The following is a 17,558-nucleotide window of genomic DNA, read 5'->3' as shown; positions in this document are numbered from 1 at the left end:
AAAATGAGCTTACTAGATACTATAAATAAAAACAATTTACCCAAACACCTAGCCATTATTATGGACGGCAATGGCAGATGGGCAAAACAACAAGGCTTCCTTAGAGCCATAGGTCATGAAAACGGTACTAAATCAGTACGAGTTATTATAGAAAGCTGTGTTAAATTAGGCATCGAAAACCTTACTTTATATGCTTTTTCTACAGAAAACTGGAACCGACCTAAATTAGAAGTAAAAACACTAATGAAATTATTGACAAGTTCTTTGCAGAAAGAATTAAATACATTTCAGGAAAACAATATAAAACTCAATGCTATAGGAAACATTGAACTGATGCCTAAGTCAGCTCAAAAACAACTTTTAGAAGTAATTGAAAAAACAAAGAATAATTCTCGAATGACCTTAACATTAGCCCTCAGCTATGGTTCTAGAGAAGAAATAGTTAGTGCAGTAAAGAAGATTTCTGATAAAGTTAAAAATAATATAATTTCAATAGACGCTATTGACGATTCAATTATAAATGAGCATCTTTACACGCAAAATTTACCTGATGTAGATTTATTAATTAGAACAAGTGGAGAACACAGAATAAGCAATTTCTTACTTTGGCAAATTGCTTATGCTGAATTATTTTTTTCTGAAGTTATGTGGCCTGATTTCAGAGAAGAGCACCTTTATGAGGCGCTTATTAGTTATCAAAAAAGAGAACGTAGATTTGGAAAAACAAGTGAACAAATTAAATAATTTTTTAGTGTTGGATAAAAGTATCAAAGTATTACTTACCCTAGTATTTTTGGGAAGTTTTTCACAAATTAAGGCACAAGACAGAGTACCATTCGACCAAGGTAAAAAATACATTTTAGCTAAGGTTGAATTGACTAACAAAATCAGTTTTAACGACCAAACTGTAGTCACTTTTGCGGGCTTACAAAAAGGGCAAGAAATCACTGTACCAGGAGAAGAAATTAGTTCGGCGATTAAGAAACTAGGAAAACTAGGTCTTTTTGATGAAATTGCATTTTATGTTAATCGCATAGAAAATGACAGTATTTATCTGGATCTCGATATTATTGAACTACCTAAATTAAACGATGTAAAATTTGTAGGTGTCAAGAAAAGCAAAACAGAAGCTTTAATTAAAGACAATAGCTTAACAAAAGGAAAAGTAGTAAACGAAAACTTAATTACTACCACTAAAAACTACATTGAAAACAAATACAAAAAAGACGGTTACTACAATACTAAAGTAAACATCAACACCGTAAAAGACACAGCAACTATCAACCAAGTAAATATGGTGGTAAGTGTTGATAAAGGAGATAAAATTAAAATTAGTAGTATTGATTTTGTAGGCAACAGCAAAATTTCAGACAAAGCTTTGCGTAAAGCAATGAAAGATACCAAAAAAAAGAATCCTATTCGATTATTAAAAGCTTCAAAATTCATTAAAGAAAAATACAAATCTGATTTAGAAAAAGTAATTGAAACCTACAAAGAAAAAGGATATCGAGATGCCCGAATTGTTTCAGATTCTGTAGCTTACAATAAAAACAAAAACACTTTAGCTATTAAAATAAATGTTGAAGAAGGAAACAAATATTATTTTGGAAACATTAAATTCTTAGGAAATTCTGTTTATCCTGACCAATATTTGAATCGAATGATTGGTATTAAAAAAGGAGAAACTTACAATGGAGTTTTACTTGAAAAAAGAATTGCTGATAAAACAAAACCTGACGGGGAAGATATTACCAATTTATACCAAAACAACGGATATTTATTTTCTAATATCAATGCGGTTGAGGTAAAAACAGCTAATGATACTATTGATTTCGAAATAAGAATTACTGAAGGACCTTTGGCTTATTTCAATCATATTACTGTAGTAGGAAACGACAAAACGAACGACCGTGTAATCTATCGTGAATTAAGAACTAAACCGGGTCAAAAATACAGTAAAGAAGAACTAGTAAGAACCGTTCGTGAAATTGGACAATTGGGTTATTTTGATCCTGAATCAATCGATCCAAAATTTAAAAATGTTGATGGTGCGGCTGGAACAGTTGACATTGAATACAACCTTGTAGAAAAAGGTTCTAGCCAAATTGAACTTCAAGGGGGTTACGGTGGAGGTGGTTTCATTGGAACACTTGGACTTTCGTTCAACAACTTCTCGGCCAGGAACATCATGAACAAATCGGCTTACAAGCCACTTCCTATGGGAGACGGTCAAAAAGTGTCTTTACGTTTGCAAGGAAGTACGTATTTCCAAACCTATAGTGTTTCGTTCTCTGAACCTTGGTTTGGACAAAAAAAACCAGTACAATTTAGTTCATCTATTTCATACAGTAAGCAGTTCTTAAACAACTTTATTACATTTGACGTAGATAAGTCTAGAAGTTTTAACATCTTAACTTTATCTGTAGGTCTTGCAAAACGTTTGACTGTTCCTGATGATTTCTTTGTATTGTCTCAATCTATCAGTTACCAACATTATGATTTAAATAATTACAATACAGGTTTATTTACTTTTGGAAATGGAGCTTCAAGAAACTTATCTTATACAGTAGGTCTTTCTAGAAACAATAAAGGGGTAAATCCTATTTTCCCAACTTATGGTTCTGAATTTAGTCTTTCTGCAAAAGTGACGCCACCTTATTCATTATTTAGTAATATTGATTATGATGCATTAGGAGAACAAGACGAATACAAAAGTAGAGCTACAGAAGATGTAATAGATAATTTTGGAAATATAACTGTACCAAAAGGATCTTACATAGACGCTAATGGAAATGCTACAACAGCAGATGAAGCAGCTGTAGATCAAGGAAAAATAGACCAGAAAAAATTTAGTTGGTTAGAATATTATAAAGTTAAATTCAAAGCGGATTGGTATACCAAAGTTTATGGTAAATTTGTCTTAAGAACATTAACTGAGTTTGGATTTCTTGGTGCATACAATCAACAAAGAGGTTTAGTACCATTTGAAAGATTTTTTGTAGGTGGAGACGGAATGCAAAACTTCGCTATGGACGGTAGAGAAACCGTTCAATTAAGAGGATATCCTAATAGTTCATTGACACCTCTAGAAAATGGAGTACAAGTAGGAGCTACGGTATACAATAAATTTTCTGTGGAATTGCGTTATCCTATAACATTGAAAGCAGCAGCATCTATTTATGCACTTGGTTTTCTGGAAGCGGGTAATTCATTCAACAATTTCAAAAGCTACAATCCCTTTGAACTTAAACGTTCAGCAGGAGTTGGTTTAAGAGTATTTATGCCAGCATTTGGATTATTAGGAATTGATTTTGCACATGGATTTGATTCCCTACCAGGATTATCAACTCCAAATGGATGGGAAACTCATTTCATTATTGGACAACAATTCTAAAAAATTGGTACTGATTTTCTAATACGTTAAGTTATGAGAAAACATTTTTTATTTCTACTTTTAGCCGCAATTGCTGTAAATAGTATTCATTCGCAAACTCGAGGAAACCGGGTAGGTTACATTGATATGGAGTACATTTTACAAAATGTAAACAGTTACAATGAATCCAATTTGCTACTAGAAGAGAAAGCTGAAAAATGGAAACAAGAAATAGAAGCCAAAAAATTAGAAATTAATAAAGTTAAGGAAGCGCTTACGGCAGAAAAACCACTTCTAACAAAAACATTAATAGAAGAACGTGAAACCGAAATTACTTTTCTTGAAAATGAATTATTAGATTTGCAGCAAAAGAGATTTGGTCCAAATGGCTTATTAATGAGTCAAAAAGCATTATTAGTAAAACCAATTCAAGACCAGGTATTCACCGCAGTTCAAGATATTGCTGAAGCAAAAAAATATGATTTTATTTTTGACAAATCCTCTGATTTAACCATGCTTTTTGCTGACAAACGATTTGATATTAGTGATCAGGTATTAAGAGTAATCAATCGTACAGAGAAAAGAGAACAGCTAAGCAAAAAAGAATTAGCTGCTGAACAAGAGAAAGAAAGTAAAGAAGACGCTATAGCTGACAATCCAAATCTTGCGGAAAGACAAAAAATCTTGGATGAAAGAAAAGCAGCAAGAGATAAAATATTAGCCGACAGAAAGTTGGCACAAGAACAAAAGAAAAAAGATTACGAAGAAAGAAGACAACAAATTTTAGACGATAGAGCTGCTAAAAAAAATGGCACGGTTTCTGGAACAACTAAAACAGAGGTTCAAAAAGTTGCAACAGATGACTCTCCAAGTGAAACAGAATTAGCCAGACAAAAAGCAACAGATGCTAAAGCAAAAGCGCAAGAAGAAAGAAACAAAATTATTGAAGATCGTAAAAAAGCTCTAGAAGAAAGAAGACAACAAATTCTTAACGACAGAGCTGCTAAAAGCAATAGTCCCGTTTCGGAAACAGCTAAAAAAGCAGAGTCTACAAATACCGTTAAAACCGAAGTAGAAAAAACTGTAAATGAAGATGCTCCATCAGAAGCTGAAGTAGCCAAACAAAAAGCAGTCGATGCTAAAGCAAAAGCACTAGAAGACAGAAACAAAATTATTGAAGACCGTAAAAAAGCCTTAGAAGAAAGAAGATTAAAAATAATTCAACAACGAGACTCTATCAAAAGTGCTAGAGAAGAAAAATTAAAACAATAAATTAATTACTTAATATTTTAAACCAATGAAACAAATTAAAACTTTATTAATTGCCGCTCTTTTCGTTTTTGGAGCAAATCAAACTATCAGTGCTCAAGCAAAGACAGCCCATGTAGATGTAAGTGAACTTATGGCAAAAATGCCAGCTATGCTAGATGCTCAAAGTCAATTAGAAAAATTAAGCACTACATACGATGCAGATTACAAAAAAATGATTGAAGAATATCAAGCAAAGTTGAAAAAATACGAAGCTGAAACTACAACTGTAACTGATGCTGTAAACACTGAACGTGCTAAAGAAGTTCAAGACATGCAAAAAAGAATTACTGATTTTAGAGAGAATGCACAAAAAGAATTACAACAAAAAGAGTCTGACATTGTAAAACCTCTAATGGAAAAAGTTAGAAATTCTATCCAAAAAGTTGGAAAAGCTAAAGGATACCAATATGTTTTAGACGGTTCTACTCTTTTATTAGCTGATGGTCCAAACATAACTGCTGATGTTAAAAAAGATTTAGGATTCTAATATTTATTCTAAGTAAAATTCAAAAAACCGCTCAATTTCTACACAGAATCGAGCGGTTTTTTTATACATTATTTTTAGGAAAATTAATCCATAGCTATTAAATTTGTTTCGATGGATAACAAACAACCCATAGGTATTTTTGACTCTGGTATAGGAGGAACTTCGATTTGGAAAGAGATTCACAATCTTTTACCTAGCGAAAAAACCATTTATTTAGCCGACAGCAAAAATGCCCCTTATGGCGAAAAATCCAAAGAGGAAATTATTCGATTAAGCATGAAAAACACTGACTTTCTGCTTAACATGAATTGCAAGCTAATTGTTGTAGCCTGCAACACCGCAACTACTAATGCCATAAGAGAATTAAGAGCTCATTATGACGTTCCTTTCATTGGTATTGAACCAGCTATAAAACCCGCTGCCATACATTCTAAAACACAAATAATTGGTATTCTGGCTACCAAAGGAACCCTGAACAGCGAGCTTTTTAATAAAACCACTGAAATGTTCTATCATACTAAAATTATAGAACAAATAGGCTACGGACTGGTAGAATTAATTGAAGATGGGCAAATGGAATCTCCAGAGATGACGCTATTGCTTCACTCCTATCTTAAACCAATGATTGATGCCAATATTGATTTTCTTGTACTGGGCTGCAGCCATTATCCGTATCTTATCCCTCAAATAAGAAAAATTATCCCCAATCATATTCAGATAATTGATTCTGGTTTGGCCGTGGCAAGACAAACGCATTACATATTACAAGAAATCGGTTTTAATCCGGATAACAACAGCAAGCCCATTTTTTATACCAATACCAACCCTAAAGTTTTAGAAACTATTCTAGGCAATAAGTATAATGTACAAGAAAAAGATTTTTAGACTATTCGATTTTTCTCTTTACAAACCAAATTCCGTCCAAAGACAAATTAACCGACAATTTATGGTAATTCTCTTTGATTAATCCGTTGCTAATTCTTCCTCTTTGTCCATAAGAATAAGAAATATTAAGTAGCGAAAATGTATTTTCAACAGGTAAAGAGACACCAAAAGAAATAGCTTTATTCTCAATTCTTTTATTATCTATTTCTAGAAAACCAGTATCATAATTTAATCCTGTGGAGAACTGGATACGGTCAAAATAACTTCTCATGTTTTTCTCCTTTCGATATGAAAAACCCAATTTAAACTTCTCTTGATTTAAGTAACTACCATACAAATCGGCTTGTTTTGTACTTTCCCAAAAAGCCTTTTCATAATCCATGCTTACACTCAAATTATTCTTGAATTGCTTATTTAATCCCACCGAAAATTCGAATGGCAAATAATAATCATCTGTATCCGAATGCGCTTCTGATTCTATAGTATTTGAAGCTTCTAAATCGGCATTATAGGTTATTACCGATTGCACTTTTGTCGCATTAATTTTAGCTGGCGATTTTAAATTGGCACCAATTGTAAAAGTAGAATCTACTTTAAATTGGCTTCCTAAATTAAATCGGGCACCACTATAAGACGACTCTTTATCGATAGTAGTTACCGAATTTGAAATTATATATTCTCTTGCATCTTTAGTACTTCCAAAAAGCACAGAAGTAGATAATCCCAAAGACAATTTCTTTCCTAATCGGTGTCCATAAGAAATATCAAAATTATTCAACCCTCCAGTTCCCGTTGCACTCAACGTATATTCCTCGTTACTATCTTGAATAGGCAATTTATAATCGGATATTTTAAAACCAGCACTGGAATAAGGTTTTAAAGCAACACTAACCGCTGATTTAGCACTCACAGGAAAAGCAAAAGCGATATGTGAAAATTGGACATTATTGCGATCTTCTTTTCTGGACACATCTTGATATGAAGTTTGAATTGCATTCCCTCCTACATCAAACATAAAATGATTTTGAGACATAAACCCTAAAGAAGCGGGATTTAGATTATTGATAAATCGAGCAGAAGGCAAAGCCACTCCTGAAGAACCTATAGCTGGAATGGAACCAAAATCAGATTCGTACAAACTCCCTAAACCATAAATGGAATAAGGAGAGCTCGATAAACTTTGTGAATAGGAGCTAAAAGAAACAAAAATCAAGAAGCTTATTATTGCAATTGTATTTTTCATCTAATAAGAGATATAATATATTTTCAACTGAACTTTGTTTCCCGTGTTCCTTTGGTTTCCTAAGACCAAACGATTGACTGCTTTTGAAATATTAGGAATGGTAAGAATCAAAGCCGACTTAGAATCAGAAATTTTAACCATTTCATTTTGCATAAAAGTACCCAGCGGAATAGTATATCCAATGTTTTCATCAAATTCATCTTCAGCTTTATTGAGTATAGCATAAATGGGGCTACCTGTTGCTGAGTTGAGCGTACCCGACAATCTGTTTAACTGATCGGCAACATAAACATTTAGAGAATCAGCAAGCGGATAACTTTTAGAATAGGTATTATTTACGGGTCTAATAAGCAATTGAGCATCCACAATAGCTCCTTTTTCGGTAATGTATTTGAGTTCTTTAATATTGGGAAAATCAATCCTGCAAGCCAATCCAGTTCCAGATTGAATAAAGGATTTATTTTCGGTCAAATTGCTCGATAATCGTCCAGTAGTTCCTGGCAAATCCTTAACAATAGTTCCTGTTCGATCTAAGGAAATTCTATTGTATTGCTTCGAAATATCATCAATAGAAAATTCTTTTAAAATGGATGTCTGGTCATCGGTTACTTTTTTCGAATAATACAATTGAAGCAAACTGGTAACTTTAAAACCTAAAACTGAAGAAGTATTGGTTGAAGTTGACCGGATAACTAAACCTTTAAAATATTCTATAAACTCATCAGTTGTAACAATTTCACGCTTTTTTAATTTTTGAAAAAGGGCATCACCAAAAACATCATCCATTTTCACAAAAACAGTGTCTTGCCTAAGCGGTTTTGGTATAAAAGAAGCCGTACCAATATTCACAGCATCATAGTTCAAATTCGAATTGTTATAAAAACCCTCATCATTTTCAGCATTTTGCTTTACTTTTTGCAACAAACGATGTATACTCACCGACTGTACTTGCGTAGTATCGCCATAATAATATTTATCTGGTAACAAAACCATTCTAATGGAATCAAAAACATAATTGGCTCCTTCAGTATCGGAACTGGTGGTTTGCAAATTGTAGCTAGAAGATGAAAGTTGGAAATAACTATCAGAACTTACTTTTCCAAAAATAGGATCGTCATAATTTCCTAAAAGAATACGACTTTGTCCTGAAGTTACTAAGGAATCAAAGTTAATTGTCGAAACTTCAACAGTAACGGTATCAATTAATACAACCTTATTATTCACAGCTAAATTATCTGAACCTACTACAAATTCTCCCGCATCTACATCAGAATCACACGAAGTCAGCATAATCCCGAAAAACAACACTATAAATAATCTATACATAAAATATTTTTGAACAAATATAGCAGAGCGCTATCTAGAATGCCTAACAACATATACAATCAAGGATTTTGCATCTATAAAAAGGCATTTTCAATCTATATAATCCATTTCGGGTTTAATAATCCATTCGACGGAACAAAAAACCAATTTGTCTATGAAAAAGAGCCGTCTATATATCTTCTTTTTTTAAAATAGATAATGAGTATACTTTTGGTGCAATAAAAAAATAAATGAAATTAAAATATTTTACAACTCTAATTCTTATGATTTCAATTCTTAAAATAACTGCTCAAAGTGGTTATTCGCTAGAACTGAATGCAAATACGATTCCTACAGAAGAAATAACCAAAAATGAAACTAGAATTGGATTTTCATTTTACTCGAATTTGGATTCAAAAAATAAAATAACAAACAGTATTAATTATAAAAATAGTGGTCTAAAATTTAATCTGGACAATTACTATTCAGCAGATAATAGAAACAATTACAATCTCATCGAATACAAGCTAGAGTTCCAACATCAATTGAATAAAAAAGTGGGGCTAGATTTTGAGTTTAAAACCATAGCTGCTTTTGAAAATAGTTTAGGATTATCAGACGTGGGTTTCTTTGGCGGAGCTGGAATCCATTATTCTTATGCTGAAAAAAGCAGTATTTATTTGGGTTTAAAAAGAATAACATTGTTTGGAAAAGCCGAGGTACTTCCTGCGATTGCTTTTAACAGTCAATTGAATGCTAAAACAGATTTAACAGTGGGATTTCCCTATTCTAAAATTCAATATTCAAATAATGAACGTAATGTTTTCAGTTTGAGAAATACTTTTGATGGCGAATATTACCAACTCGATCAAGCAAAAACAATCAGTTCAAATATAAACGCTTCCAGAATGAGTTTTTCTCAAATGACAACCATTTTAGAATATGAAAGAAATGTGGATGGCAACTGGTTTATGAGCTTTCAAGGAGGACATCAATTCAACAAAAAATACAGATTAACAGACAATAGAGGAACAACAAAATTTAATTTCGACGCTAATGATGGATATCTCTTTAACATTGGCATAAAATACAAACCGTAACAAATAAATAAAATTATGACTATTTTAAAAAGAAGAACACTAATTACCATGTTATTAATGGGATTAATATTTGTAAGTTGCAGCAATGATGACGATGAAGAATTGTTAGGTAACTGGATTAGAAAATCTTCATTTGATGGCCCGGCAAGATCAAGTGCAACGAGTTTCGTTATTGGTTCTTATGCTTATGTGGCTACAGGATATACTGGAGATGAATACCTGAAAGATCTTTGGGCTTATAATTCTGACGGAGATTATTGGGAACAAAAAGCTGATTTTACTGGAATTGCAAGAAGTTCGGCTTCTGGATTTGAATTAGATGGAAATGGATATATGGGTCTTGGATATGACGGAACAAACAGATTGAAAGATTTTTACCAATACAATCCAGACACCAATATATGGACTCAAAAAGCTGACTTCGCTGGAAGTGCACGCTACTCAGCAGTGGGATTTCAAGTGGGCGGAAAAGCTTATTTTGGAACTGGATATGATGGTAACTTCCTGAAAGATTTTTATCAATATGAGGCAGGTTCTGATTCCTGGACTCAGGTAAATGGTTTTAGTGGAAATAAAAGACGAAATGCTTCGGTTTTTACTATTGATGACAAAGCTTATTTAGTTGCAGGGATTAACAACGGAATGTATCAAGTTGATTTTTGGATGTTTGATCCAAGTACCGACACCTGGACAAAAAAACGTGATATTGATCAAGACGATGACGATGATGAATCCTACAACGATGATTATGTAATTGTTCGTTCGAATGCTTCAGCTTTTTCAATGAATGGATTAGGATATCTTGCTTGCGGAGAAAGTTCAAAAACCATTTGGGAATACAACCCATCAACTGATGTTTGGGAAGAAAAAACAGCCTTAGAAGGTTCTGGAAGAACAGATGCTATAGGTTTTTCTATCAACGAAAGAGGATTTGTTTTATTAGGTAGATCTGGCTCTTCTTACTATGATGATGTATGGGAATTCAAACCACAAGACGAACAAAATGATGATGATAATTAATACAAACCCTAAATTCTTCTGGACAAACATCCAGAAGAATTTTTCCATGAATAAAATAAGAACACTTATTCTACTCTCTATTTTAATGTTTCTTTTCGCTTGCAACAAAAAAGACGAATTAAGCTTAGAATCAATTAAAACACAAACTGGCTGGGGATATGTAATTAAAAATAATGACAGAATAATTATCAAACAATCCATAATTCCAGTGATTCCAAGTCAAAAATCATTTGAAAACGAACAAGAAGCACTAAAAGTAGGCAGCTTAGTCTTGCAAAAATTGAAAGACAAAACATCACCTACAATTACAAAAAAAGATTTAATTTTATTGTCAATTAAAATCTAGATGAACTTAGAGGGAATTACAAACAACAATTCAAACAAAATACTGATACACAGTATCATTTGGTGCTTTTTAATAATTGCCTCCTTGTTGCCATTTTATCAAAATTTCACTAGCATTGATGCTGAATTTTACGTGCAATGGTCCAGTGGTATTTTACTTTTCTATGCTAATTATTTCTATTTTGTACCCAATTTGCTTTTGCAAAAAAAATATGCTGCTTACTTAGGAATTATTTTTGCCATAATTGCTGTTTTTACTTGTATAAAAATATTTTATTTCACCCCAGATTTTCACAATTTTCCACATGAAAAACTTTTTGATGCCAATGGAAAAGAGTTCATTCCAGAGAAAAGATTTCTAAGAGAACCACCACCGCGATTCTTCAAATTTTTTCCATCTCTTTTTTATTTGTTTATCATTACGATAAGTACCGTTATTAAAACGCTTTCTGAATTTTATATCAACCAACAAAACAAATTAATTTCTGAAACACGCAAAACAACAACGGAATTAAACTATTTGAGAAAGCAAACCAATCCACATTTTTTATTCAACGCCTTAAATAGTATTTATTCCTTGGCTTATAAAAAATCAGATTTAGTTCCAGATGCCATTGTAACTTTATCGGAAATGATGCGTTACATGCTCTACGAAACCGACAATAAAGCAGTATCCTTAGAAAAGGAAATCAACTATATTAAAAACTATATTGAATTACAAAAATTACGATTAAACAATATAGAGAACATTTTCATCAACATTCACGGCGAAACAAGGAACAAATCCATTGAACCACTATTGCTAATTTCGTTCATCGAAAATGCCTTTAAATATGGAACCGATTATAAAGGAACTACCTTTGTAAAAATTAAAATTAGCATTGAAGATAACATCTTAGATTTTTGGATCGAAAATAGGATTGAAAACCAAATTAAAGATCCAAATAATTCTGGAATTGGTTTAACCAATATTAAAAACCGACTCAATATTTTATATCCAAATGCACATCAATTGACGATTACGCAAACGGATAATAAATACAGCGTTCATTTGAATTTAAAACTAGAACCATTAGAAAACGAAACAAAATGAAGTGTGTAATTATAGATGACGAACCTTTAGCGGTTGATTTAATCAAAGAATTTGTTAGCAAAGTAGAAAGTCTCGAACTTATCAATACCTTCAATAATGCTATTGATGCTATTGCTGTAATTAACAATTCGAATGTTGATTTGATTTTCCTGGACATCGAAATGCCGCATTTTTCAGGCATTGATTTTCTAAAGGCAATTGATAAAAAACCACTAATTATTTTTACTACTGCTTATTCTGATTATGCTGTAGAAGGATTTAATCTGGGTGCAGTTGATTATTTGGTAAAACCAATTCCTTTTCATCGTTTCTTAAAATCGGTGATGAGAGCACAACAATTGTTTCAATCTCAAAACTCAACTTCAACTGTTACACCTAAAATAGTAGCACCAGAAATGGAACCTGATTTTATGTTTGTGCGTTCGGAATATGAAAATGTAAAAATCAATTTTTCGGATATTTTATTTATCGAAGGTTTGAAAGATTATGTCAAAATTTACACTACTGACAATAAATTCACATTGACATTAATCAGCTTGATAAAATTGGAAAATACACTTTCGTCCAAAGGTTTTTCCCGAATTCACCGCTCTTATATTATTAATATAAAATATGTGAAATCCATCCAAAAAAACAAAGTATTAATTGCAGATAAACGTATTCCTATTAGCGAAAGCTATAAAAATGCTTTCTTTGAAAGAATCAATTTATAGACTACTCTTCTTCTTTAAACCAGCTGGAATACATGAGATAATTCTCGGCAATGCGTTCAATTTCTCCAGCAAAACTGGATTGATTTAAGTCTTTTACTTTTTTAGCAGGAACTCCTGCCCAAATAGAACCCGAAGTAATTGTGGTATTTTGAGTAACCACTGCTCCTGCTGCAATAATAGAGTTGCTTTCTACAGTACAATTATCCATTACAATAGCGCCCATTCCTATCAAAACATTGTCATGCACTACACAACCATGAACAATAGCATTGTGTCCAATGGAAACATTATTTCCTATAATAGTTGGATATTTTTGATACGTACAATGAATTACTGCTCCGTCCTGAATATTAACTTTATTACCAATTTTTATAGCATTGACATCACCTCTAATTACCGCATTAAACCACACGCTACAAGAAGTTCCTAAAGTAACGTCGCCTACAATGGTAGCATTTTCAGCTACAAAACAATCTTCAGGAATTGAAGGAGATTTTCCATTAACCGATTTTATCAACATAATTTAAATCACTAATTAATTGCAGGACAGTTACATTCGTATTTTTCACGTTTACAGAACAGGTTCAAACCTAAAGTAATCTGGTGAAAGCCACCCGTTCCAAACTTTACATCTCCCCCTAAATGAGAATAAGTGTAAGCAAACATTGCATTTTTAAAGTTCACACCCACTATTGGAGAAAGTGATTGATATCTTTGTTTTGAAGTCCCGTTTCCATTATTGAATTCAGCACCATCAAAACTACTTCTATAAGACAAACCTCCCCATAAAGTACCAAAATCTAAATTTTTATACGCTTTCAAATTCAGGTCGATTGCTTTTTCAGTAGTTTGTTCAGTATATTGAAACAATACCGAAGGTTCCAATAGAATTCTGTTTTTATCTCCAAAAATGTAACCCGTACTCAAAATATATTTTCTCAAATTATCGCTTTCATACTCTGTATAAATTTCGCGTCTGGTTTCAATTGCATTTTTAACCGTACCATGTACATAAAAATCCAAATAGTTATAAGACATTCCAAAATCAACATTAAAATAAGAATCTTTTTGAACAATAGTTCCGTTAACCGTTGGATCAAAATCACCTGATTGCAAAAAAGAAGTTTCGTCTAAATTATTCTGAATTAAGCCTCCACTGATACCAAAAGACAGCTGATTCAAATCAATCTCATCTCTGGAAAACATCAAATGATACGCATACGTCAACTTCACGCCTTTTTGAGAATGATATCCATTTTTATCATTAAAAAGTATGATTCCAGCACCTGCTTTTTCGCCTACTCTTCCGTTAAGACTCAAGGTTTGAAGCGCAGGAGCATCTTCCTGATCAAACCATTGTTTTCGGGCAGTTAATCTTAGTTTGGTACAATTAGAAGCTCCAGCCATTGAGGGATGCAGCAAATAATAATTATCCGAAAGATAATCGGAATATACAGGGATTCCTTCCTGAGAATAGGACCACAAACCAATAAAAAAACAGATTGCAAAGTATCTAATGTTGGTATACATTTAAAAAAAATATTAATCAAGATGAATTAAAAAAATGAAAGAAACTTTGCCCAAAAACTAAAGTTAAGTTAATTTATTCATTAATAATTCAAATATAGTTATTCATAGAAAATAACTTTACTAAATTTGTAAAAATTTACAAACACCATGACAAAAATAACCGTTAAAGAAACGCAAAACCCTACTATATTAAAGTTTGAATTTGAGGATTTTATCACTAAAAACGAAAGTTTTGAGTTTAAAAATATAGATGAAGCCAAATCTTCTCCGCTTGCACAACAATTATTTTATTTACCATTCGTAAAAACAGTTTATATCTCCGGTAATTTTATTGCTATCGAAAGATTTAGTATTGTAGAATGGGATGATGTAAAAGAAGCTGTTGCTGAACAAATTGAAAACTTTGTAAACAAAGGCGGAACTATCATTGAGATTGATGATAACAAACCTAAAAAACAACCGATTACTGTTTATGGAGAAACTACTCCTAACCCATCGGCTTTGAAATTTGTGGTAAGCAGAATGCTAACAAAAAATGCAGTAGAGTACAAAAACATTGACCAAACTAGTTCTTCTCCATTAGCAAAAGAATTGTTTAAATTTCCTTACGTAAAAGAAATTTTCATTGACGAAAATTATATTTCGGTAACAAAGTACGAATTAAATAGTTGGGATGAAATTACGCTAGAACTTAGAACTTTTATCAAACAATACATTGAAAATGGTGGAATTGTTCTTGACGACAGTGTAGTAATCAATGCCGAAAAACAAGAGCAAATTAAGACTGAAGAGTTCGATAAACTCGATGTTACTTCCCAACAAATTATCAATATCTTAGAAGAATATGTAAAACCAGCAGTTGCTGCCGATGGTGGAAATATTGCTTTTGAATCTTATGATGAAGAAAGCAAAATTGTAAAAGTGATTCTTCAAGGTGCTTGTAGCGGTTGTCCCTCTTCTACTTTTACTTTAAAATCAGGAATCGAAAACATGTTAAAAAGCATGTTGAATGACGAGAAAATTCAAGTGGAAGCAATAAATGCTTAAGACAAACTCACTATAAAACAAGAAAGCGTTTCAATTGAAACGCTTTCTTGTTTTATATCTATATCAAAATAGTTTTATTATTTTTTTGAAGTAGTTATCATAAAATCTTTTAGGTAATAAGGCTCAAAATAAGCCACATCTACAAAGCCTTCTTTTAAGTATTTTTGATAACTCAAAGCACTCATTTGGTTCGCCGAAGGATATTTTATGCCTTCTAAAAAAACAAAATTAGGCTTGGTTAACACTTCTTTACATTTATCGGCACAATCGCCTACAAAATATAAAGTTTCATTGTATTCCTGAAAAGAATCTTCTGTTATTACTTCGGCAAGAATGTTTCTTTGAGATTCTAAATTACTTGAAAAAACAGCGCTATACACTTCCATTCTTCTTGCGTCAAGCATTGGAACAATTAAACCATTTTCAATAGTTGCCTGAGCTGCCAAAGATTGTAAAGTATCCACAGCTATCAACGGAATTTCAAGAGCAAAACACAGTCCTTTTGCTGCCGAAACCCCTATTCTAAGTCCTGTGTAAGAACCCGGTCCCTGACTCACAGCAATAGCAACTAAATCTTTAAAACTAATTCCAGCTGCTGCAATACTTTCTTCAATAAATACATGCAAACGTTCGGCATGAGAATAACCTTCTTCGGCAATTTCATTACAAACAATAGTTTCGCCATCTTTAGCAATGGAAATGGAACAATTTTTTGTAGCCGTTTCTATATTCAGTATATAATTATTCAATGGTATTTTCTTTTTTCAAAGGTCTAAAAAAATTAAAAGATTATGCTAAAATACACTGCTTATTTCTTAACATTTTCTGATTTCACCGTTACTTTATCTCCAGAATTTAGCTCTTTACTCACAACCGTATAAGGCCCTACAATTACGTTGTCGCCACTTTTAACTCCGCTTAGAATTTCAATATTGGTATCGTCTTGAATTCCTGTTTTAACAATCTTAATTTTGGCTTTGTCACCTACTTTTACAAAAACACATTCAAATTTCTTGTCGCTTTTTGGAGCTTCATTTTTGTTATCTTTTTCGTCAGGTATTTTTTTATCAGCAATAGAAACAGCCGTTGTATCCGATTTTACAACAACAGCACTAATTGGCACTGCCAAAACATTTTTCTTAGTTTTGGTAATAATATCCACCGTTGCAGTCATTCCTGGTCTAAATGGCGAATAGGTTTCTGGCTTACCTTCTAGCAAATCTTCGTAAGATTCTTTTAAAATTCGAACCTTTACTTTAAAATTAGTTACCTGATCAGCTGTCAATGTAGAACTAGCCGAATTAGAAATACTGGTAACCACTCCTTGAAATTTTTTCTTCAAATAAGCATCGACTTCAACATTAGCTAAATCGCCTACTTTAATTTTTACAATATCATTTTCGTTTACATCTACTTCTACTTCCATGTTGTTCAAATTGGCTACTCTTAAAAGTTCCGTTCCAGCCATTTGTTGTGTCCCTAAAACACGCTCGCCCAACTCTACATTCAATACCGAAATAGTTCCGTCTGCCGGAGCATAAATTGTTGTACGCCCCAAGTTGTCTTTTGCCTCATTAACCGATGCCACAGCACTCTGAACATTATAATAAGACGATTGTCTTGTTGCTTTTGCTACTTCAAATGAAGCGATTGACTTATCCCAATCTGATCTTGAAATTACTCCTTTATCATACAAGGTTTTGTTTCTTTCGTAGTTTGCTTTGGCTTCTTTAAAACTAGCTTCAGACTGTGTCAAACCTGCTTTTGTTCCAGACAAATTAGAAACTGAACGATTGTAACTTGAGGTATATAAATCAGGATTTATTTTTACTAACAAATCGCCTTTTTTAACTACCTGACCTTCTTTTACATTCAATAAAGTAATTTCTCCCGAAACTTCTGGTGCAATTTTAACTTCAATTTCAGGCTGAATTTTTCCTGTTGCCGAAACGGTTTCAACAAGAGTCATAGGAACCACTTTTGCAATTTCTATTTCTTTACCGTCTTCTTTATTTCCAAAAACACCCTTTTTTCCGAAGTATAACAACGAACCAATTACAACTACAAAAACAGCAGAAAGGATATAAATATTTTTCTTTGACATAA

Annotated in this window: 17 protein-coding genes; 11 read left to right on the top strand and 6 right to left on the bottom strand. The window is 32.5% G+C overall.

The window, feature by feature from the left end; all coding sequences use genetic code 11:
- The first annotated feature begins 3 nt into the window (after positions 1 to 3).
- The 5 genes from AAGV33_RS04645 to murI all read left to right on the top strand — a co-directional run bounded on the left by AAGV33_RS04645 (position 4) and on the right by murI (position 6,056).
- Positions 4 to 744: an isoprenyl transferase gene (locus AAGV33_RS04645; RefSeq protein ID WP_373390783.1), complete on the top strand. Its 741-nt coding sequence runs from the start codon at positions 4 to 6 to the stop codon at positions 742 to 744.
- Entirely contained in the window at positions 677 to 3,394 is a 2,718-nt protein-coding gene (locus AAGV33_RS04640) for a BamA/OMP85 family outer membrane protein (RefSeq protein WP_373390782.1), read from the top strand. The genes AAGV33_RS04645 and AAGV33_RS04640 overlap by 68 nt, the downstream gene beginning before the upstream one ends.
- Before the next feature lie 33 nt (positions 3,395 to 3,427).
- Positions 3,428 to 4,645: an OmpH/Skp family outer membrane protein gene (locus AAGV33_RS04635; RefSeq protein ID WP_373390781.1), complete on the top strand. Its 1,218-nt coding sequence runs from the start codon at positions 3,428 to 3,430 to the stop codon at positions 4,643 to 4,645.
- A 25-nt stretch (positions 4,646 to 4,670) separates the two neighbouring features.
- Complete coding sequence (locus tag AAGV33_RS04630; protein ID WP_373390780.1) at positions 4,671 to 5,171, top strand: OmpH/Skp family outer membrane protein; 501 nt, start codon at positions 4,671 to 4,673, stop codon at positions 5,169 to 5,171.
- 111 nt (positions 5,172 to 5,282) lie between these two features.
- Complete coding sequence (gene murI, locus AAGV33_RS04625) at positions 5,283 to 6,056, top strand: glutamate racemase (protein ID WP_373390779.1); 774 nt, start codon at positions 5,283 to 5,285, stop codon at positions 6,054 to 6,056.
- A gap of 1 nt (position 6,057) precedes the next feature.
- On the opposite strand, the gene AAGV33_RS04620 is transcribed toward murI, so the two are convergent.
- Entirely contained in the window at positions 6,058 to 7,299 is a 1,242-nt protein-coding gene (locus AAGV33_RS04620; RefSeq protein ID WP_373390778.1) for an aromatic hydrocarbon degradation protein, read from the bottom strand.
- Complete coding sequence (locus AAGV33_RS04615; RefSeq protein WP_373390777.1) at positions 7,300 to 8,625, bottom strand: DUF4270 family protein; 1,326 nt, start codon at positions 8,623 to 8,625, stop codon at positions 7,300 to 7,302.
- Between the two features lie 263 nt (positions 8,626 to 8,888).
- On the opposite strand from AAGV33_RS04615, the gene AAGV33_RS04610 reads away from it, so the two are divergent.
- The 5 genes from AAGV33_RS04610 to AAGV33_RS04590 are packed head-to-tail and all read left to right on the top strand — an operon-like array spanning position 8,889 to position 12,875.
- Positions 8,889 to 9,704 (top strand): hypothetical protein, encoded by an 816-nt coding sequence (locus AAGV33_RS04610; RefSeq protein WP_373390776.1) that lies wholly within the window; start codon positions 8,889 to 8,891, stop codon positions 9,702 to 9,704.
- A 15-nt stretch (positions 9,705 to 9,719) separates the two neighbouring features.
- Complete coding sequence (locus AAGV33_RS04605; RefSeq protein ID WP_373390775.1) at positions 9,720 to 10,724, top strand: Kelch repeat-containing protein; 1,005 nt, start codon at positions 9,720 to 9,722, stop codon at positions 10,722 to 10,724.
- Positions 10,725 to 10,770: 46 nt separating this feature from the next.
- Positions 10,771 to 11,070, top strand: a complete 300-nt coding sequence (locus AAGV33_RS04600; RefSeq protein WP_373390774.1) for a DUF4907 domain-containing protein — start codon at positions 10,771 to 10,773, stop codon at positions 11,068 to 11,070.
- Positions 11,071 to 12,162, top strand: a complete 1,092-nt coding sequence (locus AAGV33_RS04595) for a sensor histidine kinase (protein ID WP_373390773.1) — start codon at positions 11,071 to 11,073, stop codon at positions 12,160 to 12,162. It abuts the gene before it with no gap.
- Positions 12,159 to 12,875: a LytR/AlgR family response regulator transcription factor gene (locus AAGV33_RS04590; RefSeq protein WP_373390772.1), complete on the top strand. Its 717-nt coding sequence runs from the start codon at positions 12,159 to 12,161 to the stop codon at positions 12,873 to 12,875. Before AAGV33_RS04595 ends, AAGV33_RS04590 begins: the two co-directional genes overlap by 4 nt.
- Position 12,876: 1 nt before the next feature.
- On the opposite strand, the gene AAGV33_RS04585 is transcribed toward AAGV33_RS04590, so the two are convergent.
- A complete protein-coding gene (locus tag AAGV33_RS04585; protein WP_373390771.1) occupies positions 12,877 to 13,395 on the bottom strand; it encodes a gamma carbonic anhydrase family protein in 519 nt (172 codons plus the stop codon).
- A gap of 11 nt (positions 13,396 to 13,406) precedes the next feature.
- A complete protein-coding gene (locus AAGV33_RS04580) occupies positions 13,407 to 14,405 on the bottom strand; it encodes a PorP/SprF family type IX secretion system membrane protein (RefSeq protein ID WP_373390770.1) in 999 nt (332 codons plus the stop codon).
- A gap of 147 nt (positions 14,406 to 14,552) precedes the next feature.
- On the opposite strand from AAGV33_RS04580, the gene AAGV33_RS04575 reads away from it, so the two are divergent.
- The gene (locus AAGV33_RS04575; protein WP_373390769.1) at positions 14,553 to 15,452 is read left to right on the top strand and encodes a NifU family protein; all 900 of its coding nucleotides are present in this window, start codon (positions 14,553 to 14,555) and stop codon (positions 15,450 to 15,452) included.
- Positions 15,453 to 15,529: 77 nt separating this feature from the next.
- On the opposite strand, the gene tsaB is transcribed toward AAGV33_RS04575, so the two are convergent.
- Complete coding sequence (tsaB, locus tag AAGV33_RS04570; RefSeq protein ID WP_373390768.1) at positions 15,530 to 16,201, bottom strand: tRNA (adenosine(37)-N6)-threonylcarbamoyltransferase complex dimerization subunit type 1 TsaB; 672 nt, start codon at positions 16,199 to 16,201, stop codon at positions 15,530 to 15,532.
- Between the two features lie 59 nt (positions 16,202 to 16,260).
- A complete protein-coding gene (locus AAGV33_RS04565; RefSeq protein ID WP_373390767.1) occupies positions 16,261 to 17,556 on the bottom strand; it encodes an efflux RND transporter periplasmic adaptor subunit in 1,296 nt (431 codons plus the stop codon).
- Positions 17,557 to 17,558 lie beyond the last annotated feature (2 nt).

The sequence above is a fragment of the Flavobacterium magnesitis genome, from assembly GCF_041729735.1.
Lineage (GTDB): Bacteria > Bacteroidota > Bacteroidia > Flavobacteriales > Flavobacteriaceae > Flavobacterium > Flavobacterium magnesitis.
Note: the sequence above shows the minus strand (reverse complement) of the source record. Positions and strands in the feature narration are given on the sequence as shown.

Bases quoted from the DNA above. Each gene is read 5' to 3' on its own strand.
- AAGV33_RS04605 (WP_373390775.1), top strand. From the start codon at position 9,720: ATGACTATTTTAAAAAGAAGAACACTAATTACCATGTTATTAATGGGA.
- AAGV33_RS04575 (WP_373390769.1), top strand. From the start codon at position 14,553: ATGACAAAAATAACCGTTAAAGAAACGCAAAACCCTACTATATTAAAG.
- AAGV33_RS04595 (WP_373390773.1), top strand. From the start codon at position 11,071: ATGAACTTAGAGGGAATTACAAACAACAATTCAAACAAAATACTGATA.
- AAGV33_RS04620 (WP_373390778.1), bottom strand. From the start codon at position 7,299: ATGAAAAATACAATTGCAATAATAAGCTTCTTGATTTTTGTTTCTTTT.
- AAGV33_RS04645 (WP_373390783.1), top strand. From the start codon at position 4: ATGAGCTTACTAGATACTATAAATAAAAACAATTTACCCAAACACCTA.
- AAGV33_RS04590 (WP_373390772.1), top strand. From the start codon at position 12,159: ATGAAGTGTGTAATTATAGATGACGAACCTTTAGCGGTTGATTTAATC.
- AAGV33_RS04615 (WP_373390777.1), bottom strand. From the start codon at position 8,625: ATGTATAGATTATTTATAGTGTTGTTTTTCGGGATTATGCTGACTTCG.
- AAGV33_RS04610 (WP_373390776.1), top strand. From the start codon at position 8,889: ATGATTTCAATTCTTAAAATAACTGCTCAAAGTGGTTATTCGCTAGAA.
- murI (WP_373390779.1), top strand. From the start codon at position 5,283: ATGGATAACAAACAACCCATAGGTATTTTTGACTCTGGTATAGGAGGA.
- AAGV33_RS04565 (WP_373390767.1), bottom strand. From the start codon at position 17,556: ATGTCAAAGAAAAATATTTATATCCTTTCTGCTGTTTTTGTAGTTGTA.
- AAGV33_RS04640 (WP_373390782.1), top strand. From the start codon at position 677: ATGAGGCGCTTATTAGTTATCAAAAAAGAGAACGTAGATTTGGAAAAA.
- AAGV33_RS04580 (WP_373390770.1), bottom strand. From the start codon at position 14,405: ATGTATACCAACATTAGATACTTTGCAATCTGTTTTTTTATTGGTTTG.
- AAGV33_RS04635 (WP_373390781.1), top strand. From the start codon at position 3,428: ATGAGAAAACATTTTTTATTTCTACTTTTAGCCGCAATTGCTGTAAAT.
- AAGV33_RS04585 (WP_373390771.1), bottom strand. From the start codon at position 13,395: ATGTTGATAAAATCGGTTAATGGAAAATCTCCTTCAATTCCTGAAGAT.
- AAGV33_RS04630 (WP_373390780.1), top strand. From the start codon at position 4,671: ATGAAACAAATTAAAACTTTATTAATTGCCGCTCTTTTCGTTTTTGGA.
- AAGV33_RS04600 (WP_373390774.1), top strand. From the start codon at position 10,771: ATGAATAAAATAAGAACACTTATTCTACTCTCTATTTTAATGTTTCTT.